The 21,003-nt window shown below is 53.2% G+C and carries 20 protein-coding genes; 9 read left to right on the top strand and 11 right to left on the bottom strand.

Translation table 11 applies throughout. The annotated features are described in order from the left end of the window. Positions 1-38 precede the first annotated feature (38 nt). Positions 39-734, top strand: a complete 696-nt coding sequence (gene queC, locus F3J31_RS17910) for a 7-cyano-7-deazaguanine synthase QueC (protein WP_167214471.1) — start codon at positions 39-41, stop codon at positions 732-734. Positions 735-736: 2 nt separating this feature from the next. Here queC and F3J31_RS17905 read toward each other — a convergent pair whose 3' ends face one another. From F3J31_RS17905 to bolA, 11 genes are all read right to left on the bottom strand, one after another. Continuing rightward, positions 737-1,066 carry an addiction module antidote protein gene (locus F3J31_RS17905; protein WP_028012165.1) on the bottom strand — a complete coding sequence of 110 codons (330 nt, stop codon included), beginning with the start codon at positions 1,064-1,066 and terminating at the stop codon, positions 737-739. After that, the gene (locus F3J31_RS17900) at positions 1,053-1,406 is read right to left on the bottom strand and encodes a type II toxin-antitoxin system RelE/ParE family toxin (protein WP_069720235.1); all 354 of its coding nucleotides are present in this window, start codon (positions 1,404-1,406) and stop codon (positions 1,053-1,055) included. Before F3J31_RS17900 ends, F3J31_RS17905 begins: the two co-directional genes overlap by 14 nt. A gap of 47 nt (positions 1,407-1,453) precedes the next feature. After that, on the bottom strand, positions 1,454-1,852 hold the full coding sequence (locus F3J31_RS17895) for a YbgC/FadM family acyl-CoA thioesterase (RefSeq protein ID WP_024906822.1): 399 nt from the start codon (positions 1,850-1,852) through the stop codon (positions 1,454-1,456). A 99-nt stretch (positions 1,853-1,951) separates the two neighbouring features. Further along, positions 1,952-2,332 (bottom strand): helix-hairpin-helix domain-containing protein, encoded by a 381-nt coding sequence (locus F3J31_RS17890; protein ID WP_048030094.1) that lies wholly within the window; start codon positions 2,330-2,332, stop codon positions 1,952-1,954. A gap of 148 nt (positions 2,333-2,480) precedes the next feature. Continuing rightward, entirely contained in the window at positions 2,481-4,352 is a 1,872-nt protein-coding gene (gene ppiD / locus F3J31_RS17885; RefSeq protein WP_045909777.1) for a peptidylprolyl isomerase, read from the bottom strand. Positions 4,353-4,564: 212 nt separating this feature from the next. Continuing rightward, complete coding sequence (gene hupB, locus F3J31_RS17880) at positions 4,565-4,837, bottom strand: nucleoid-associated protein HU-beta (protein WP_002444653.1); 273 nt, start codon at positions 4,835-4,837, stop codon at positions 4,565-4,567. A 210-nt stretch (positions 4,838-5,047) separates the two neighbouring features. Then, positions 5,048-7,402, bottom strand: a complete 2,355-nt coding sequence (lon, locus tag F3J31_RS17875; RefSeq protein ID WP_023334706.1) for an endopeptidase La — start codon at positions 7,400-7,402, stop codon at positions 5,048-5,050. 182 nt (positions 7,403-7,584) lie between these two features. Then, positions 7,585-8,859: an ATP-dependent protease ATP-binding subunit ClpX gene (clpX, locus tag F3J31_RS17870; RefSeq protein WP_045909778.1), complete on the bottom strand. Its 1,275-nt coding sequence runs from the start codon at positions 8,857-8,859 to the stop codon at positions 7,585-7,587. Between the two features lie 126 nt (positions 8,860-8,985). After that, on the bottom strand, positions 8,986-9,609 hold the full coding sequence (gene clpP, locus F3J31_RS17865; protein ID WP_008503317.1) for an ATP-dependent Clp endopeptidase proteolytic subunit ClpP: 624 nt from the start codon (positions 9,607-9,609) through the stop codon (positions 8,986-8,988). Positions 9,610-9,869: 260 nt separating this feature from the next. Continuing rightward, entirely contained in the window at positions 9,870-11,168 is a 1,299-nt protein-coding gene (gene tig / locus F3J31_RS17860) for a trigger factor (RefSeq protein ID WP_008503318.1), read from the bottom strand. A gap of 330 nt (positions 11,169-11,498) precedes the next feature. Beyond that, positions 11,499-11,816 carry a transcriptional regulator BolA gene (bolA, locus tag F3J31_RS17855; protein ID WP_021241655.1) on the bottom strand — a complete coding sequence of 106 codons (318 nt, stop codon included), beginning with the start codon at positions 11,814-11,816 and terminating at the stop codon, positions 11,499-11,501. Positions 11,817-12,121: 305 nt separating this feature from the next. Between bolA and F3J31_RS17850 the strand changes: the two genes are divergently transcribed. The 8 genes from F3J31_RS17850 (at position 12,122) to F3J31_RS17815 (ending at position 20,997) form a co-directional block, all read left to right on the top strand. Beyond that, positions 12,122-12,700, top strand: a complete 579-nt coding sequence (locus F3J31_RS17850) for a lipoprotein (RefSeq protein WP_028017643.1) — start codon at positions 12,122-12,124, stop codon at positions 12,698-12,700. A 46-nt stretch (positions 12,701-12,746) separates the two neighbouring features. Further along, entirely contained in the window at positions 12,747-14,222 is a 1,476-nt protein-coding gene (ampG, locus tag F3J31_RS17845) for a muropeptide MFS transporter AmpG (protein WP_048030090.1), read from the top strand. Positions 14,223-14,701: 479 nt separating this feature from the next. Then, the gene (gene cyoA / locus F3J31_RS17840) at positions 14,702-15,649 is read left to right on the top strand and encodes a cytochrome o ubiquinol oxidase subunit II (RefSeq protein ID WP_008503322.1); all 948 of its coding nucleotides are present in this window, start codon (positions 14,702-14,704) and stop codon (positions 15,647-15,649) included. 16 nt (positions 15,650-15,665) lie between these two features. Continuing rightward, positions 15,666-17,657, top strand: a complete 1,992-nt coding sequence (gene cyoB, locus F3J31_RS17835; RefSeq protein ID WP_014168864.1) for a cytochrome o ubiquinol oxidase subunit I — start codon at positions 15,666-15,668, stop codon at positions 17,655-17,657. Continuing rightward, positions 17,647-18,261 (top strand): cytochrome o ubiquinol oxidase subunit III, encoded by a 615-nt coding sequence (locus F3J31_RS17830; protein ID WP_008503324.1) that lies wholly within the window; start codon positions 17,647-17,649, stop codon positions 18,259-18,261. Before cyoB ends, F3J31_RS17830 begins: the two co-directional genes overlap by 11 nt. Beyond that, entirely contained in the window at positions 18,261-18,587 is a 327-nt protein-coding gene (locus F3J31_RS17825; protein WP_006176899.1) for a cytochrome o ubiquinol oxidase subunit IV, read from the top strand. Before F3J31_RS17830 ends, F3J31_RS17825 begins: the two co-directional genes overlap by 1 nt. 11 nt (positions 18,588-18,598) lie before the next feature. Next, a complete protein-coding gene (cyoE, locus tag F3J31_RS17820; RefSeq protein WP_010428092.1) occupies positions 18,599-19,486 on the top strand; it encodes a heme o synthase in 888 nt (295 codons plus the stop codon). 149 nt (positions 19,487-19,635) lie between these two features. Further along, positions 19,636-20,997: an MFS transporter gene (locus F3J31_RS17815; protein ID WP_167214469.1), complete on the top strand. Its 1,362-nt coding sequence runs from the start codon at positions 19,636-19,638 to the stop codon at positions 20,995-20,997. Positions 20,998-21,003: the final 6 nt, after the last annotated feature.

Here is a 21,003-nt window from a genome sequence, read left to right as displayed (position 1 = left end):
GTAACATAACGTTTTTACCGTAACAGTCGAGATGATTTATGAAACGTGCCGTCGTCGTGTTCAGCGGAGGACAAGATTCTACTACCTGCCTGGTTCAGGCTCTTCATCAGTACGATGAAGTTCACTGTGTGACTTTCGATTATGGTCAGCGTCATCGCGCTGAGATCGACGTTGCCCGTGAACTGGCCCTGAAACTGGGGGCACGCGCGCACAAGGTGCTGGACGTTACGCTGTTAAATGAACTGGCCGTGAGTAGCCTCACCCGGGACAGTATTCCCGTCCCGGACTACGAACCCGATGCCAGCGGCATTCCGAATACCTTCGTGCCGGGCCGTAATATCCTCTTCCTGACCCTGACGGCGATCTACGCCTACCAGGTGAAAGCCGAAGCGGTGATCACGGGCGTGTGTGAAACAGATTTCTCCGGCTACCCGGACTGTCGTAATGAGTTCGTGAAGGCATTAAACCACGCCGTCAATCTGGGGATGGCGAAAGAGACGCGCTTTGAAACCCCGCTGATGTGGCTGGATAAAGCCGAAACCTGGGCGCTGGCGGACTACTGGGGCAAGCTGGACCTGGTTCGCAGCGAAACCCTCACCTGCTATAACGGCATCAAAGGCGACGGTTGCGGCCAATGCGCCGCCTGTAATCTGCGCGCGAATGGGCTGAATCACTATCTGGCCGATAAAGCCGGCGTGATGGCCGCTATGCAGAAAAAAACCGGGCTAAAATAGGGCTACTTAACCGTGCTGTCGAACAGTTTCACGCCGGCAGCACGGGTGACTTTCATCAGCGTTGTCAGCGTTGGGTTGCCGTTGTCTGATAAGGTTCGGTATAGCTGCTGACGAGACAGGCCTGATTTAGCAGAAATTTCTCCGATGCCACCTCGTGCTTCGATAACCTGGCGGAGTGCAATGAGATAGGCAGGGATCCCTTGGTCTTCATAGATTTCTTCCAGGGCTGTTTGCAAATAACGCTGAGCGTAGGAAGGATTCTCTCGTAGCATTTTCACAACAGCATCATGATGGCTAACAGAACTCGAATATTTTCGTTCAGTGGCGCTCATTCGATTGTCCTTTTATTTGATGATCTTTCCAGTAATCTATTGCCAGTTTGATATCCGCTTTTTGGCTCTTTTTGTCACCACCGATAAGTAACAATAAAACCTGCCGATTCTCTACTGCAAAATAGATTCTGTAGCCGGGGCCACTGTCGACTCGCATCTCCCAAACACCTTCCCTGAGGTATCTGTAATCGCCAAAATTACGTTTTATTGCACGGTTGATCCGCATAAGGATCCGGAAAACCGTATCCGGATCCCTTCGATTCATTCTGGCTACCCACTCCTCAAACGGCACTTTCCCGTCACGGGTCCGGTAACGTTCAACAACGTAGTCCCTGTCCATTATTCTATCCCTGAAAAACCCCTTTGTCTTTTATAAAAGACAAATTCCTACGCGATCATCAGCTCCAGCTTTTCGCGCAATTCCCCTTCCAGCGGCAACGCTTTCTGCGTTTTCAGATCGATACAGACAAAAGTAATCAGCGCATCAGCGACCACCTGCCCTTCGGGATCGAGCGTCACCACCTGGCTTAACACGCCGCTTTTGCCATTGATCTGCTGCACCTGGCTGGTCACCGTGAGTACATCGCCCAGCACGGCCGGACGACGGTAGTTGATGTTGATATTGACGACCACGAACGCGATGTTGTGCGCGGTCAGCCACTGAAAGCTTTCGCTGTTTTCCAGCCCGTCCCAGCGCGCTTCCTCAAGAAACTCCAGGTAGCGGGCATTGTTCACATGCTGGTAAACGTCGAGGTGAAAACCGCGTACTTTAATTTTTGTCTGCATAGCGCAATAGCCTTTACTGTTATTGTAGGATGAGAGGTCATAACTGGTATGACCTCTTTATCCTGGCAAATTTTTGCCGCAGTGCAAGAAATTGCGTGATTACAACGTCAGGTGTGAGAGGTTGCGCTCAACCAGCGCGCTCCCCATGCCCGGAACCTGTTTGAGATCGTCGACCGTTTTGAAAGGACCATACTCTTCACGATAGCTGACGATAGCCTGCGCTTTTTTCAGTCCGACGCCATTCATCACGCGGGCGAGATCCTCGGCAGAGGCGGAATTGATGCTGACCCGCGTACCATCATCGTCCGCATTTTTACCGGCTTCGGTCGCTTTAGTCTGCCCTTGCGCCGGCGTCGCTGCGTCGGATTTGCTCTGTGTCGTCTGTTGTTTGGCGGCAGGCGTCGCCGCCAGCGCCCCCGCGCTCATCCCAGTGGTGGCAATAGCCAGCGTAATTAACAGTGCTTTGATTCCACATTTCATGCTGTTATCTCCTTGTTTGTTGACAGCCCCGTCACGATAGCCGCCCGAGAAAACCGGCACAAACAGCAGAGTGCAGAAATGGAAAAGGCCGCGAAAGCGGCCTTTAGTTATTGCAGAGCGTTACGAAAATCTGCGAGCAGATACGTAATTATTGCTGCTGAGTGATGATGTCGCCCAGCTTAATTTTGGCATCTTTACGCAGGTTGCTCATCATGGCTTCGAAGGCAATCTGAGCATTGTTCTGGGTAATCCCCTGGACCATCGCCTTCTTCTGCGCGTCTGGCAGGGTACCGGCTTTCACTTCATCCAGCGCCAGCAGAACGACGTTACCCTGCGCATCGGTGGTAGTACCGAAGCTTGGCTTGTCCTTCGCAGGCAGAGTCAGGCCAAACGCGGCCTGGCTGATAGGATCCTGACCGGTACGGCTCAGCGTTTTCGCCTCACCGAAGCTCAGGCCAGCCGCTTTCAGCGCATCCTCTTTACCCGCTTTCAGATCGGCCAGAATCTTCTCAGCATCCAGCTTCGCCTGCTGTTCCGCTTTGTTGTGCTTAACCTGAGCGACGACCTGATCCTTCACTTCCGCCAGCGGTTTGACCGCTTCTGGCTTGTGCTCGCTGACGCGCAGCACAAACGCACGATCGCCATCGACGGTAATGATGTCAGAGTTACTGCCCGGCGTGCCGTTCTCGCCGACCAGACCACCGTTGAAGATGGCATCTGAAACCGGTTTGAAGTTCAGCTCTTCCGGCAGGTTGTCACGGCCAAACCAGCCCGTCTCAACCGCTTTCACCCCAGCCGCCTGCTCGGCACCCGCCAGAGATTCGTTGTCGTTGCTGGCAGCATCGCTCACCTTCTGCTGCAGCGCGTAGTAGGCATCCAGCGCTTTTTCCTGTTTCACTTTCGCCGCGATATCGTCGCGAACCTCTGCCAGCGGCTTGGTTTTCGCCGCGGTGATGTCGTCCAGACGCACGACCAGGAAACCTACGGAAGATTTAATGACGCCAGACAGCTGGCCTTTCTCTTTCAGGCCGGCATTTTTCAGCTCGTCCGGCGTGGTCGCGTCTTCCAGCCAGCCCATATCGCCGCCGTTTTTCGCCGAGATAATGTCGGTGGATTTCGCTTTCGCGACGGTCGCGAAATCAGCGCCTTTGTTCAGCTCATCCAGTACCGCTTTGGCATCCGCCTCGGTTTTGGTCTGAATCACGCTGTAGCGGTTACGCTGCGGCTGTGTGAACTGATCCTGATGCTGGTCATAGTAAGACTGGATTTCCGCGTCAGACGCGGTTTCCTGCAGCGCGGCAGCATCCAGCTTGATGTAGCTCACACGGAACTGCTCTGGAGAAACAAAGGTATTCTTGTTCTGCTCGTAATAAGCGTTAACGTCAGCGTCGCTCACCTGCTGTTTCGCGGCAAGGGCGTTCACATCAATGGTCGCTTCACGTACAACGCGCTGCTGTGCCACCAGCGCGGCCAGTTCATCCGTTTCACCTTTGAGCATGAAATCAGTGCCGACAACGGCATTGATGAGCTGCTGAGTGGTCAGCTGGTTACGCAGAGCCTGCGCGTACTGATCGGCCGTCATCCCCATCTGGTTGACGATGCTGTTGTAACGCGCGTTGTCGAATTTACCGTTAGACTGGAAGGCTTGCGTGGAGAAAATGGCTTTTTTCACCTGCTCATCGCTGATGCCAAGGCCCAGTTTTTTGGCATACTGATCCAGCAGCGCTTCGTCGATAAGACGGTTCAGAGTCTGTTGGCGCAGGGTCTTCATGTACCCTTCGTTCGCTGCCAGTTCAGAGAATTGGTCGCCCAGCTGTTGCTGCATACGGTTACGTTCACCGGCAAAAGCATTCTCGAACTGACCGCGGCTGATCTCCTGGCCATTCACTTTTGCGGCATAGTTCGCGCCACCGCCAATAAGGTAACTGCTCACGCCGGTCAATATGAACGACACGATAATGATACCGAAAATAATCTTGAGCACGAGACTGTTAGCAGCCGTGCGTAAGCTGTCCATCATGGTGTAACAACACTCCGCTGTAGGTGACTGGTTACCTGACGCTGACGGAAAATCCTGCCCGTCGCGCGTAAAGTCGTATTGTGACAAGAAAACGGGGCGATTGTCAGCCCACAACTCGCATAAACTCGCACAAATCAGGTCTGGACAAACAAAAAAGGCACATCAAACGATGCGCCCTTGTACTATCCGGCTTCCCTGAAACGGGAAAGCAATCAGTTTACTGCGTCTTTCAGCGCTTTACCTGCACGGAAACCCGGCACTTTAGCGGCAGCAATGGTGATCTCTTTACCGGTCTGAGGGTTGCGGCCAGTACGGGCAGCACGCTCTTTAACAGCAAAAGTACCGAAGCCTACCAGTGCAACGTCGTCCCCAGCCTGCAGAGATTCAGTAACAGAAGCAATTAATGCATCTAACGCACGTCCAGCTGCAGCTTTAGAAATATCAGCACCAGCAGCAATTTTGTCAATCAGTTGAGATTTATTCACTGTTCTCTTCCTCTCTTTATAATTTATATCGCGCCTGAATCCTTCACAACGCGACCGCGCAGCAGTTATATCAGGCCTGCCATGACCTTACAACACCCGTTGTTGATGGCTGACCTAATCAGCAATCTAAATTAGCTATACAAAAAAAGGCTGGCAAGTGCGAAATGACTTACCAGCCTTGTTTTTATTGACGCTCTTTGCGCGAGGTCACTATTTTGCGGTTACAACCTGCATTCCTGACGGTTCATTCTGCAATGCGAGACTAAGAACTTCCTCAATTCGCTTAACAGGATGAATCTGCAGGTCGGCAATCACGTTGTCCGGAATCTCTTCCAGATCGCGTTTATTTTCGTAAGGGATCAATACGGTTTTGATCCCACCGCGGTGTGCCGCCAGCAGTTTTTCTTTTAAGCCGCCAATCGGCAGAACCTGGCCACGCAGCGTAATCTCACCGGTCATCGCCACATCGGCACGCACCGGGTTCCCTGTCAGGCAAGAAACCAGAGCGGTACACATGGCAATACCCGCGCTTGGACCATCTTTCGGCGTCGCCCCTTCAGGTACGTGCACGTGGATGTCGCGTTTTTCGTAGAAATCAGGGTTGATCCCCAGTTTCTCCGCGCGCGCGCGCACCACGGTCAGCGCCGCCTGAATGGACTCCTGCATCACTTCACCCAGCGAGCCGGTGTAGGTCAGTTTACCTTTACCCGGTACACAGGCGGTTTCGATGGTCAGCAGATCGCCGCCCACTTCCGTCCATGCCAGACCGGTCACCTGGCCAACGCGGTTTTCGTTGTCCGCGCGACCGTAGTCGAAGCGCTGAACACCGAGATAGGCATGCAGATTATCGCCGTTAATCACAATGTGTTTCAGGCTCTTATCCAGCAGCAACTGTTTCACCGCCTTACGGCACAGTTTAGAGATTTCACGCTCAAGGCTACGCACGCCCGCTTCACGGGTGTAGTAGCGAATGATGCCAATAATCGCGCTGTCCTCGACGGTCAGCTCGTTGGCTTTCAGCGCGTTACGCTCAATCTGTTTCGGCAGCAGGTGCTGTTTAGCAATGTTCAGCTTCTCGTCTTCGGTGTAACCGGAGAGACGGATCACTTCCATACGGTCCAGCAGCGGAGCCGGAATGTTCATGGAGTTCGACGTCGCCACGAACATGACGTCGCTCAGGTCGTAGTCCACTTCCAGGTAATGATCGCTGAACGCCACGTTCTGTTCTGGATCAAGCACTTCCAGCAGGGCTGACGCGGGATCGCCACGCATGTCCGACGACATCTTGTCGATTTCATCCAGCAGGAACAGCGGGTTTTTAACGCCCACTTTCGCCATCTTCTGGATCAGTTTACCCGGCATAGAACCGATGTAGGTACGGCGGTGACCGCGAATTTCCGCTTCATCGCGTACGCCACCCAGCGCCATACGGATATACTTACGTCCGGTCGCTTTAGCGATGGACTGACCCAGAGAGGTTTTACCCACCCCTGGCGGTCCTACCAGGCACAGAATTGGGCCTTTGATTTTGTTTACACGGCTTTGTACCGCGAGGTACTCAAGAATGCGGTCTTTCACGCGTTCCAGGCCATAGTGGTCGGTATCGAGGATTTCCTGCGCCTGACGCAGGTCTTTTTTGACCTTGCTGCGGGCGTTCCACGGAACCTGCACCATCCACTCAATGTAGCCGCGTACAACGGTCGCTTCAGCCGACATTGGAGACATCATTTTCAGCTTCTGCAGCTCGGCTTCGGCTTTCTCTTTCGCCTCTTTCGGCATCTTGGCCGCGTCGATCTTACGCTTCAGCGCTTCGTTTTCGTCCGGCGCATCGTCCATCTCGCCCAGTTCTTTCTGAATGGCCTTCATTTGCTCATTCAGATAGTACTCACGCTGAGATTTTTCCATCTGCTTTTTCACGCGGTTGCGAATACGCTTCTCAACCTGCAGCAGATCGATTTCGGACTCCATCATCGCCATCAGATATTCCAGACGTTCGTTAACGTCGGACATTTCCAGCACAGACTGTTTGTCAGCCAGCTTCAGCGGCATATGTGCAGCGATGGTGTCCGCCAGACGTGCAGGATCGTCGATGCTGTTCAGCGACGTCAGCACTTCTGGTGGGATTTTCTTGTTCAGCTTGATGTAGCCTTCAAACTGGCTAATCGCGGTGCGAACCAGTACTTCCTGCTCGCGCTCATCAAGTTCAGGCGAATCAAGGTACTCTGCCTTGGCAGAGAAATGTTCGCCGTCGTCTGACAGAGTGGTAATACGCGCACGCTGCAGGCCTTCAACCAGCACCTTCACGGTGCCGTCAGGCAGCTTCAGCATCTGCAAAATAGAGGCCACGGTCCCGACGGTGAAAAGATCGTTTACACCCGGCTCATCCGTTGATGCTTCTTTCTGCGCCACCAGCATGATTTTTTTATCATGATCCATAGCGGCTTCGAGGCAACGGATAGATTTTTCCCGCCCTACAAATAAGGGTATGACCATGTGCGGATAAACCACCACATCGCGCAACGGCAATACGGGGATTTCAATGCGTTCAGAACGCTCAGGATTCATAGAGCTCTCTCTTAGTTAGTGTCCGCCAGGTAAGCTGGTCATGTCACTGTGCTTCACATAACCATTAACATGTATCCAGTATATGGGGATGTTTCCCACACATTCAACGCTATGAATACGGAAAAAGTAAAGGGGAGATAAAATCCCCCCTTTTTGATTAACTGCTTGTATGATTTGGTGAATTATTCGCCAGATGCCTGCTGGGCTTCCGGTTTACCGTAAATCAGCAGCGGCTTGGTTTGACCGCTGATGACGGACTCGTCAATCACCACTTTCTCAACGTCTTCCATCGACGGCAGATCGTACATGGTGTCGAGCAGTGCCGCTTCAACGATAGAACGCAGACCACGAGCACCGGTTTTACGGACCATCGCTTTTTTGGCAATGGCATCCAGCGCTTCGTCGCGGAATTCCAGGTCAACGCCTTCCAGATTGAACAGCGCCTGATACTGCTTGGTCAGCGCATTTTTTGGCTCTTTCAGGATCTGGATCAGCGCGTCTTCACTCAGCTCATTCAGTGTTGCCACAACCGGCAGACGACCGATGAACTCAGGGATCAGACCGAATTTGATCAGATCTTCCGGTTCAACCTGAGACAGCAGCTCGCCTTCGTTCGGTTTTTCAGCCGTCGATTTCACCGTTGCGCCAAAACCAATGCCGGAGCCGGTTTCAACACGGTGGGAGATGACTTTATCCAGACCGGCAAACGCACCGCCACAGATGAACAGGATCTTGGAGGTATCAACCTGCAGGAACTCCTGCTGAGGATGTTTACGACCACCCTGTGGTGGAACGGCGGCTACCGTACCTTCGATCAGCTTCAGCAGTGCCTGCTGTACGCCTTCACCCGATACGTCACGGGTGATGGACGGGTTGTCGGATTTACGGGAGATCTTGTCGATCTCATCGATGTAAACAATCCCGCGCTGGGCTTTCTGTACGTCGTAATCGCACTTCTGCAGCAGTTTCTGGATGATGTTTTCGACGTCCTCACCCACATAACCGGCCTCGGTCAGGGTGGTGGCATCCGCCATGGTGAACGGAACATCAAGCAGACGCGCCAGGGTTTCAGCCAACAGCGTTTTACCGGAACCGGTTGGGCCGATCAGCAGAATGTTACTTTTACCCAGTTCTACGCCATTGCTGGTGTCGCCGTTACGCAGGCGTTTGTAGTGGTTATAGACCGCTACCGCCAGCACTTTCTTGGCCTGCTCCTGACCGATGACGTAGTCGTCAAGGTGATGACGAATTTCATGCGGCGTTGGCAGCGCGCTGCGCTCACGGTGCGGTGCGACTTCTTTAATCTCTTCGCGAATGATGTCGTTACATAAATCGACACATTCGTCGCAGATATACACGGACGGCCCGGCAATCAGTTTACGCACTTCATGCTGGCTTTTGCCGCAAAAAGAGCAGTACAGCAGTTTGCCCGAACCATCTTTGCGTTTATCTGTCATGAGTCCAAACCTCTTTTTAAGTTCTTTGTGCCGCACATGACGACGCAAATGCCATTCTAAGACGCAAGCTGCATCAAGCAGCGTGCCGCCCTACCTTAGTATAGCGGCACACTCGCGTCGCGGGCATCAATTACGATGGGTCAACACGGAGTCGACTAAGCCGTACTCAACTGCCTCTGAAGCAGAGAGGAAGCGATCGCGCTCGGTATCGCGCTCGATCTGCTCGAGAGGTTGACCCGTATGCTGCGCCATAAGTTCATTCATGCGCGCTTTTACTTTCAGAATTTCGCGGGCGTGGATTTCGATATCCGTCGCCTGCCCCTGGTAACCGCCCAGCGGCTGGTGAATCATCACGCGGGAATTTGGCAAGCAGAAACGCTTACCCTTCGCCCCTGCGGTTAACAGGAACGCGCCCATAGATGCTGCCTGACCCATACAGATCGTGCTGACATCCGGTTTGATGAATTGCATGGTGTCATAAATGGACATCCCTGCTGTAATCACGCCACCCGGGGAGTTAATGTACAGGTAAATGTCTTTTTCCGGGTTTTCCGCTTCCAGAAACAGCATCTGTGCCACGATCAGGTTAGCCATGTGGTCTTCCACCTGGCCGGTCAGAAAGATAACGCGTTCCTTGAGCAGACGGGAATAGATATCAAAAGAACGCTCACCACGTGAGGTCTGTTCAATAACCATTGGCACCAGAGCCATATGGGGTGCAAAGTTATCTCGTTCGCCACTGTATGACATTTCCGTCTCCTGGATCAAAATTGAAAACACCTGCTGTACTGATTGTAACCTTACGGACGGATTATCAGCCAGTCTCATTCATCATGATTACGTACTTATGGGGTTCACAGTGCCCTATTTCAAGCATAACAACCTTTTGTTGTTACGCTAACACCGAAAGGGCGTTTTAGCACTCTTCCTGGGCTCTGGCTGCGATAAAAAAAACCCGCTGCCGCAAGGCAACGGGTTTTCTGTTCAAACTTTAAACCGTTGGGGCGAAATTACGCCTGCTGGTTCATCAGTTCGTTGAAAGAGGTCGCTTTTTCGGTCACTTTCGCTTTCGCCAGTACCGCTTCAACCGCCTGCTCTTCCAGGGCTACGTTGCGCATGTTGTCCATCAGCTCTTTGTTCTTACCGTAGAACTCGATCACTTCTGATGGATCTTCGTATGCTGAAGCCATCTCTTCGATCAGGCCTTTGACACGCTCTTCGTCAGCTTTCAGCTCGTGGGTACGAATCACTTCGCCCAGCAGCAGGCCAACCACAACGCGACGTTTCGCTTGCTCTTCGAACAGCTCGCGTGGCAGTTCCATCGCTTGCTGCTGGTTGCCACCGAAACGCTGTGCAGCCTGACGGCGCAGAACGTCGATTTCGCTGTCGATCAGGGCAGCAGGAACGTCGATTTCGTTGGCTTTCACCAGACCTTCGATCGCCTGAGACTTCACGCGGTTGCGCACAGCGCCGTTCAGCTCGCGCTCCATGTTTTTACGCACTTCGGTACGCAGGCCAGCAACAGAACCGTCTTCCACGCCGAAACGTTTGATGAACTCTTCAGTCAGTTCTGGCAGTTCGCGCTCTTCCACTTTCTTCAGGTTGATCACGAACTTCGCTGCTTTACCCTTCAGGTTTTCAGCGTGGTACTCTTCAGGGAAGGTCACGTCGATGGTGAACTCTTCGCCCGCTTTGTGGCCTTTGATACCGTCTTCGAAGCCTGGGATCATACGACCCTGGCCCATTGCCAGTACGAAGTCAGACGCTTTGCCGCCTTCGAACTCTTCGCCGTCTACAGAACCGGTGAAGTCGATGGTCACACGGTCTTCCGCGTCAACAGCGCCTTCTTTCTCTTTCCAGTTCGCCTGCTGCTTACGCAGGGTGTCCAGCATGCCGTCAACGTCTTCGTCAGTCACGGAGACAATCGGTTTTTCAACTTCGATAGATTCCAGACCTTTCAGCTCAACTTCCGGGTACACTTCGAACTCTACGGAGTAGGTGAAGTCTTCGCCCAGTTTGTATTCGCCTGGAACGTAGTTTGGCGCACCGGCCGGATTGATTTTTTCTTTGATGATCGCATCGATAAAGTTGCGGCTCATCAGTTCACCCAGCACATCCTGACGCACGGAAGCGCCATAACGCTGAGCAACAACATTCATTGGTACTTTGCCCTTACGGAAGCCGTCAATACGTACTTTTTTTGCTACGTTGACCAGCTCGCTTTTCACAGCAGTTTCGATGCTGTCAGCAGCGATAGTAATCGTTACACGGCGGCCAAGGCCTTGAGTGGTTTCAACTGAAACTTGCATCTTGTTACCTCAAAAAAATCACAGTGCTCGGTCAACTCTGAATCTGTCTGTTATACCGGGATGCTCTCTTAGTGCAGATTCACATTCCCTGTCGCCAGAATCATCCCGAAGACATTCAATAAGACGCGGCATTATAGCGGCATCACTTAGGTGAGTCGAGAACGGTTGGGGCATGTTGCTGCGGCTTTTTTCACACTTTAAGGCTATTTTTAGCCTTAAAATCGCACCATCCGCTCAAAACTCAGACAAAACAAAACGGCCCGGAGGCCGTTTTGAGGAAATCTGTAAGCAACATACTGGAAAAGCTCCAGCCGTTGCAAATCCGATTTATCAGGCGATAGTGCCTGCACCGCGGCAGGGCGGCGATGCGAAAACCGTATCCTGCAAGCCTTCCCATTCCTTAATGGTGTAGGTATGCAGTGCCAGCGCATGCACGGTCGTGGAGAGCTCTTCCGTCAAGGTGCTGTAGATCAAGCGATGTCGGTTCAGGAAACGTTCTCCCGTGAAGCGATCGCTAACCAGAACCACTTTAAAGTGGCTTTCAGAACCTGCCGGTACGTTATGACGATAGCTTTCGTCGACGACTTCGAGGAACACAGGGTTGAACGCTGCCCTTAATTTATCTTCTATATGCTCACGTATCATCATGAAATTACTCCTCCGACAACGCCAGGATGTCACCCATCCCTTTAAATGTTAGCCGCTTTTACCGTTTCCATTACACCTTGACAACAAATATTTAGCTTTCGTCTGATTTTCTCATTCAAACGAATGAAGTTCACTGTGAAGCTCATACCTTTTGTCATCCGTGGAAGGAGAAAATGGGTGAGCTGGTCAGTTTTCGGACAAGGCGATGAATTTACATGCGTTGACCACTTCCCCTGACCGTTGGCGATGTTATGATGGCGGCAATTTTTCTCTCTATTATGCTTACGATTCGTGAGAACCTTAAAATGTTAAAAAAACTCTTCTTTCCATTGGTAGCCCTTTTTATGCTGGCAGGCTGCGCTACCCCGCCGACCACCATTGATGTCTCACCGAAAATCACCCTGCCTCAGCAGGACCCAAGCCTGATGGGCGTCACCGTGAGCATTAACGGCGCCGACCAGCGTCAGGATCAGGCCCTGGCAAAAGTGACCCGTGATAACCAGCAAGTGACGCTCACCGCGTCCCGCGACCTGCGCTTCCTGCTGCAGGAAGTTCTGGAGAAACAGATGACCTCCCGTGGCTATATGGTTGGCCCAAGCGGCGCGGTGGATCTGCAGATCATCGTGAACAACCTGTACGCTGATGTGTCTCAGGGCAACGTGCGCTACAACATCGCCACCAAAGCGGATATCGCCATCATCGCGACTGCGAAGAACGGTAACAAGATGACCAAGAACTATCGTGCGAGCTACTCTGTAGAAGGCGCGTTCCAGGCATCGAATAAAAATATTGCTGATGCGGTTAACAGCGTGCTGACGGATACCATTTCCGACATGGCGCAGGACACCAGCATTCACGACTTCATCAAGCAGAACGCGCGTTAATCCTGCCCGCTGACCCGGTCTATCGCCGGGTCAGTTTTATAAGAACATGTCCAGCCATTACTTACGCATTTTCCAGCAACCGAAATCAGCGATTCTGCTGATCCTCGGCTTTGCCTCGGGTTTACCCCTCGCGCTCACCTCCGGCACGCTTCAGGCGTGGATGACGGTCGAGAACATCGATCTGAAAACCATTGGCTTCTTCTCGCTTGTGGGTCAGGCCTATGTATTCAAGTTTCTGTGGTCTCCGGTCATGGATCGTTACACGCCGCCTTTCCTCGGGCGTCGTCGCGGCTGGCTGGTGATGACGCAGCTCCTGCTATTGCTGGCCATTGCGGCGATGGGTTTTCTTGAACCCGCCACGCAGCTGCGCTGGATGGCCGCGCTTGCGGTGGTGATTGCCTTCTGTTCCGCCTCTCAGGATATTGTGTTCGACGCCTGGAAGACGGACGTGTTACCAGCGGAAGAGCGCGGTGCCGGTGCGGCCATCAGCGTGCTGGGCTATCGCCTCGGGATGCTGGTCTCCGGCGGGCTGGCGCTGTGGCTGGCAGACCGTTACTTAGGCTGGCAGGGGATGTACTGGCTAATGGCTGCTCTGCTGATCCCCTGCATTATCGCGACGCTATTGGCGCCCGAACCGAGTGACGTTATCCCGGTTCCCCGCTCGCTGGAGCAGGCCGTCGCCGAACCGCTGCGTGACTTCTTTGGCCGCAACAACGCCTGGCTGATCCTGCTGCTTATCGTCCTTTATAAGCTGGGTGACGCTTTTGCCATGAGCCTGACCACCACCTTCCTGATCAGGGGTGTCGGCTTTGACGCCGGTGAAGTGGGCGTGGTGAATAAAACGCTGGGGCTGTTTGCGACCATTGTCGGGGCACTGTATGGCGGCGTGCTGATGCAGCGCCTGACGCTGTTCCGCGCGCTGCTGATCTTCGGCATTCTGCAAGGCGCCTCTAACGCAGGCTATTGGCTGCTGTCGATTACCGACAAACATATGATCAGCATGGCTGCGGCGGTATTTTTTGAAAATCTCTGCGGCGGTATGGGGACAGCGGCCTTTGTCGCCCTGCTGATGACCCTGTGCAACAAGTCATTTTCCGCTACGCAGTTCGCACTGCTCTCGGCGCTCTCAGCCGTAGGCCGCGTTTATGTAGGCCCGATTGCCGGCTGGTTCGTGGAAGCCCACGGTTGGCCAACATTTTATCTCTTCTCGGTCGTGGCTGCCGTGCCGGGGATTTTATTGCTGCTGGTGTGTCGCCAGACGCTGGAATATACCCAGCGGACCGAACACTTTATGCCGCGCACCGAATATCACCGCGCCTACCGTTTTGCGTTACGACTGTTAATGGTGGGCTGCATTGCGCTGGCACTCTGGCTTGTGGTGCTCATTATTAATGCCAGCACGTCTCTGGCACTCCCGTTCGGGGCCCTTCTGCTGGACGCCGGTGCCCTGCTGGCCATCGTTGGGATCCTGACCGGGGGTCTGCTCGATTTCATGGCGTTGCGTAAAACGCAGCTGACCTGAAGAAAAATACGAAAGGTTATTTCCCGTTGTAATCACTAACCGAAATTATAACGGTGAAATAGCCACCAGCAACGAAAAAAAATATTTGTTGTTTTGTGCGGGATAGGATTTGGAAATTATTGGCTCCGGTTCCAAAACGCTATTTTTCATTAAACGATTCAGCATGCGATAGTTTGATTTTTCGTTTTTTAGATGTCTTTTTATTGATAATTAATTGTTAATTTTTTGTTTGTTTTTAACAATGGTTATACCAATTGCCCCTTTTAGGGTATGCTTGGGGGTCCTTTCGTTATAAAGCCCATCTCATGCGGCTTCGGTCATAAAAACCGACATAATTTGCAACACTTGTGACACGTGCGGCAGAACCCGGTAACACCTTCCTGACACAGGCCTAATGATGTTTACAGTAATGTAACCTTCCCGTAAAATGCCCGCACACTTTAAACGCCACCAGACTCCCGTGGAATTGAGGTCGTTAAATGAGACTCAGGAAATACAATAAAAGTTTGGGATGGTTGTCATTATTCGCAGGCACTGTATTACTCAGTGGCTGTGATTCTGCACTACTAGACCCCAAAGGACAGATTGGACTGGAACAACGTTCACTGATATTGACGGCTTTTGGCCTGATGTTGATTGTGGTTATTCCAGCCATTTTGATGGCTGTTGGTTTCGCCTGGAAGTATCGTGCGAGCAATAAAGATGCGAAGTATAGCCCGAACTGGTCACACTCCAATAAAGTGGAAGCTGTGGTCTGGACGGTACCTATCCTGATCATCCTGTTCCTTGCCGTACTGACCTGGAAAACCACTCACGCACTTGAGCCGAGCAAGCCGCTGGTTCACGATGAAAAACCTATTACCATCGAAGTGGTCTCCATGGACTGGAAATGGTTCTTCATCTATCCAGAGCAGGGTATTGCTACCGTGAATGAAATCGCCTTCCCGGCGAACACTCCGGTTCAGTTCAAAGTGACCTCCAACTCCGTAATGAACTCCTTCTTCATCCCGCGTCTGGGTAGCCAGATTTACGCGATGGCCGGTATGCAGACTAACCTGCACCTGATCGCGAATGAAGCAGGCACCTATGATGGTATCTCCGCCAGCTATAGCGGCCCGGGCTTCTCAGGTATGAAGTTCAAAGCTATTGCAACGCCAGACCGTGCCGCTTTCGACCAGTGGGTTGAAAAAGCGAAGCAGTCTCCAAACACCATGTCTGACATGGCGGCGTTCGAAAAAGTGGCTGCACCTAGCGAATACAACAAGGTGGAGTACTTCTCTAACGTGAAACCCGATTTGTTCAAAGATGTGATTGGCAAATTTATGGATCACGGCAAGAGCATGGACATGACCCAGCCTGAAGGCGAGCACAGCGCGCACGAAGGTATGGAAGGCATGGACATGAGCCACGCGGAAACCGCTCACTAAGGGGCCGAGGAAGAAAATGTTCGGAAAATTGACACTGGATGCAGTGCCCTACCATGAACCGATTATCGTGGTTACGGTGGCTGCAATTATCATTGGTGGCGCGGCCTTACTGGCCTTAATCACTTACTTCGGTAAGTGGAGCTACCTGTGGAACGAGTGGCTGACTTCGGTTGACCACAAAAAACTCGGTATCATGTACTGCATCGTCGGTATCGTCATGTTAATTCGTGGCTTTGCGGATGCAATCATGATGCGTAGCCAGCAGGCACTCGCCTCTGCGGGTGAAGCCGGCTTCCTGCCACCGCACCACTACGATCAGATCTTTACCGCCCACGGCGTTATCATGATCTTCTTCGTGGCGATGCCGCTGGTTATCGGTCTGATGAACGTTGTCGTTCCGCTGCAAATCGGCGCGCGCGACGTGGCGTTCCCGTTCCTGAACAACCTGAGCTTCTGGTTCACGGTTGTCGGCGTTATCCTGGTTAACCTGTCACTGGGTGTGGGCGAATTCGCGCAGACCGGCTGGCTGGCTTACCCACCGCTGTCAGGAATTGAGTACAGTCCGGGCGTTGGCGTCGACTACTGGATTTGGGCGCTTCAGCTCTCCGGTGTCGGTACAACCCTGACCGGTATCAACTTCTTCGTGACCATTATCAAGATGCGTGCCCCTGGCATGACCATGTTCAAGATGCCGGTATTTACCTGGGCATCTCTGTGCGCCAACATCCTGATTATTGCCTCCTTCCCAATCCTGACCGTCACCATCGCGCTGCTGACCCTGGACCGCTACCTGGGCACCCATTTCTTCACGAACGATATGGGTGGCAACATGATGATGTACATCAACCTGATTTGGGCCTGGGGTCACCCGGAAGTGTACATCCTGGTTCTGCCTGTGTTCGGTGTGTTCTCCGAAATCGCAGCAACCTTCTCGCGTAAACGTCTGTTTGGTTACACCTCTCTGGTGTGGGCAACCGTGTGTATTACCGTTCTGTCGTTCATCGTTTGGCTGCACCACTTCTTCACCATGGGTGCGGGCGCGAACGTAAACGCCTTCTTCGGTATTACCACCATGATTATCGCCATCCCGACCGGGGTTAAGATCTTCAACTGGCTGTTCACCATGTACCAGGGCCGTATCGTGTTCCACTCAGCAATGCTGTGGACCATCGGCTTCATCGTGACCTTCTCCGTAGGTGGGATGACCGGCGTACTGCTGGCGGTACCGGGTGCTGACTTCGTTCTGCACAACAGTCTGTTCCTGATTGCGCACTTCCATAACGTTATCATCGGTGGCGTGGTCTTCGGCTGCTTCGCTGGCGTAACCTACTGGTGGCCAAAAGCGTTCGGCTTCACGCTGAACGAGAAATGGGGTAAACGCGCATTCTGGTTCTGGATCATCGGCTTCTTCGTGGCATTTATGCCGCTGTACGTGCTGGGCTTCATGGGTATGACCCGTCGTCTGAGCCAGCAGATCGATCCGCAGTTCCACCCAATGCTGATGGTTGCAGCGGGCGGTGCCGTGCTGATTGCCTGTGGTATCGCATCTCAGCTGATTCAGTTCTACGTGTCTATTCGCGACCGCGATCAGAACCGTGACCTGACCGGTGACCCATGGGGTGGCCGTACGCTGGAGTGGGCGACCTCTTCTCCACCGCCTTTCTATAACTTTGCCATCGTGCCGCAGGTTCATGAACGCGACGCATTCTGGGAAATGAAAGAAAAAGGTGAAGCGTACAAGCAACCTGCTCATTACGAAGAGATCCACATGCCGAAAAACAGCGGTGCGGGCATTGTGATTGCCGCTTTCGCGACGGTATTTGGTTTCGCAATGATCTGGCACATCTGGTGGATGGCGATTGTTGGCTTCGCTGGCATCGTAATCAGCTGGATTGTGAAGAGCTTTGACGAGGACGTGGACTACTACGTACCAGTCCGTGAAGTTGAGAAGCTGGAAAATCAGCATTTCGACGAGATTTCTAAAGCGGGGCTGAAAAATGGCAACTGATACTCTGGCGCACTCAACTGCCCACGCGCATGAACATGCGCACCACGATACAGGACCGACCAAAGTCTTCGGTTTCTGGATCTACCTGATGAGCGACTGCATTCTGTTCTGCTGTCTGTTCGCGACCTATGCCGTTCTGGTGAACGGCACAGCGGGCGGCCCGACCGGCAAGGACATCTTTGAACTGCCGTTCGTTCTGGTTGAAACTGCACTGCTGTTATTCAGCTCCATCACCTACGGCATGGCGGCTATCGCCATGTACAAAAACAACAAGAGCCAGGTTGTGTCCTGGCTGGCGTTGACCTGGCTGTTTGGTGCTGGATTTATCGGGATGGAAATCTATGAATTCCATCACCTGATCATGGAAGGCTTCGGCCCGGATCGCAGTGGCTTCCTGTCCGCGTTCTTCGCGCTGGTCGGCACCCACGGTCTGCACGTGACCTCCGGTCTGATCTGGATGGCAGTACTGATGTTCCAGATCTCCCGTCGCGGCCTGACCAGTACTAACCGTACCCGTATCCTGTGCCTGAGCCTGTTCTGGCACTTCCTGGACGTGGTGTGGATCTGTGTGTTCTCTGTTGTCTATCTGATGGGGGCGATGTAATGAGTCATTCTAACGATCATGGCGCTTCCCACGGCAGCGTAAAAACCTACATGACAGGTTTCATCCTGTCGATCATCCTGACGGTGATCCCGTTCTGGATGGTGATGAGCGGTTCTGCGTCTAAGCCGGTTATCCTGGGTGCAATCCTGGTGACCGCGGTGATTCAGATTCTGGTGCATCTGGTTTGCTTCCTGCACATGAACACCAAGTCCGATGAAGGCTGGAACATGACCGCCTTTATCTTTACCGTGATTATCATCGCTATCCTGGTAGTCGGTTCCATCTGGATTATGTGGAACCTCAACTACAACATGATGGTTCACTAAGAGCGGCGAGTATGTTTAAGCAATACCTGCAAGTAACGAAACCAGGCATCATCTTTGGCAACCTGATCTCCGTGATCGGAGGGTTCCTGCTGGCCTCCAAAGGCAGCATTGATTACACCCTCTTTATCTACACGCTGGTCGGTGTGTCACTGGTTGTTGCGTCCGGTTGTGTATTTAACAACTACATCGACATGGATATCGACAAGAAGATGGAAAGGACCAAAAATCGGGTGCTGGTGAAAGGCCTGATCGCCCCTTCCGTCTCGCTGGTGTACGCCACCTTGCTGGGTATTGCTGGCTTTATGCTGCTGTGGTTTGGTGCTAACCCGCTGGCCTGCTGGCTGGGGGTGATGGGGTTCGTGGTGTATGTGGGCGTCTACAGCCTGTATATGAAGCGTCACTCCGTCTACGGCACGCTGATTGGTTCTCTCTCCGGCGCTGCGCCGCCGGTGATTGGCTACTGCGCGGTCACGAATGAGTTCGACAGCGGTGCGCTGATCCTGCTGGCTATCTTTAGCCTGTGGCAGATGCCGCACTCCTATGCCATCGCGATTTTCCGCTTTAAGGATTATCAGGCAGCGAACATCCCGGTTCTGCCGGTCGTGAAAGGCATCTCCGTTGCCAAGAACCACATCACGCTGTACATCATCGCCTTTGCCGTGGCAACGCTGATGCTCTCTCTGGGTGGTTACGCTGGATACAAATATCTGGTGGTAGCGGCTGCGGTGAGCGTCTGGTGGCTCGGCATGGCGCTGCGCGGTTACAAAGTGGAAGATGACAAAGTCTGGGCGCGCAAGCTGTTTGTGTTCTCGATTGTGGCCATTACTTCTCTGTCCGTGATGATGTCCGTGGACTTCATGGTGCCGGATTCACATAACCTGCTGACTTACGTCTGGTAAGCCACAACAGGTGAATAAAGGGGTGCTTCGGCACCCTTTTTTATTCACTGAATCTATTAATAACGCATGTAATATTTGTTAAATAACCCTTTATTTACCCCGCCCCTTCCCCGCACTACACTATGGCCTGCTTTTGAACTGAGGTGGTAATGAACGATTATAAAATGACGCCGGGCGAGCTACGCGCGACCTGGGGCTTAGGGACTGTCTTCTCGCTACGGATGCTTGGCATGTTTATGGTCCTGCCTGTTCTGACCACGTACGGTATGGCGCTGCAGGGGGCCAGCGAGGCGCTGATTGGCCTCGCCATTGGCATTTATGGTCTGGCGCAGGCGGTGTTCCAGATCCCGTTTGGCCTGCTCTCTGACCGGGTGGGCCGCAAGCCGCTGATTGTCGGCGGGCTGCTGGTCTTTGTGCTCGGAAGCGTCATTGCCGCCCTCTCCCACTCCATCTGGGGCATTATTCTTGGCCGCGCTCTGCAGGGCTCCGGTGCGATTGCCGCCGCGGTGATGGCGCTGCTGTCAGACTTAACCCGCGAGCAAAACCGTACCAAAGCGATGGCGTTCATCGGCGTGAGCTTTGGCGTGACGTTTGCGATTGCGATGGTGCTCGGCCCCATCATTACGCACACGTTGGGTCTGCACGCCCTGTTCTGGATGATTGCCGTGCTGGCGACCATCGGTATAGCCTTAACCCTGTGGGTGGTTCCGGACAGCAAAAACCACGTCCTCAACCGTGAGTCGGGGATGGTAAAAGGCTGCTTCAGCAAAGTGATTGTCGAGCCGCGCCTGCTTAAGCTGAATTTTGGCATTATGTGTCTGCACATTCTGCTGATGTCGACCTTTGTTGCCCTGCCCGGCCAGCTTGCCGCAGCGGGTTTCCCGGCGGCTGAGCACTGGAAAATCTATCTGGTTACGATGCTGATTTCGTTTATCTCCGTCGTGCCGTTCATCATCTACGCCGAAGTGAAGCGCAAAATGAAGCGCGTCTTCGTGGGCTGCGTGGCAGTCCTGCTGATTGCCGAGATCGTGCTCTGGGGTGCCGGCCCGCACTTCTGGGAGCTGATTGCCGGCGTGCAGCTGTTCTTCCTGGCATTTAACCTGATGGAAGCCCTGCTGCCGTCGCTGATCAGCAAAGAGTCCCCCGCCGGTTACAAAGGCACGGCAATGGGCATTTACTCCACCAGCCAGTTCCTCGGCGTGGCGATCGGCGGCTCACTTGGCGGCTGGGTGGACGGACTCTTTGATTCACAAACCGTGTTTCTCGCGGGGGCGCTGCTGGCGACAGTCTGGCTGCTGGTCGCCGGTACCATGAAAGAGCCGCGCTACGTGAGCAGCCTGCGCGTAGAAATTCCGGATGATGTGGAGATTAGCGATGCGCTGAAACAGCGTCTGGAAGCTAAAGACGGGGTCACAGAGGTGCTGATTGTTCCCGAAGAGCGCAGCGCTTACGTCAAAATTGACAGTAAGGTGACCAACCGTTTCGAGGTCGAGCAGGCGCTCAAGGCGTGAAAAAAG

Origin of the sequence: Enterobacter sp. Acro-832 (genome assembly GCF_011752745.1) — a bacterium.
GTDB classification, from domain to species: Bacteria; Pseudomonadota; Gammaproteobacteria; order Enterobacterales; family Enterobacteriaceae; genus Enterobacter; species Enterobacter quasiroggenkampii.
The sequence above is the reverse complement of the archived record's forward strand: the minus strand, read 5'-3'. Positions and strand labels throughout refer to the sequence as shown.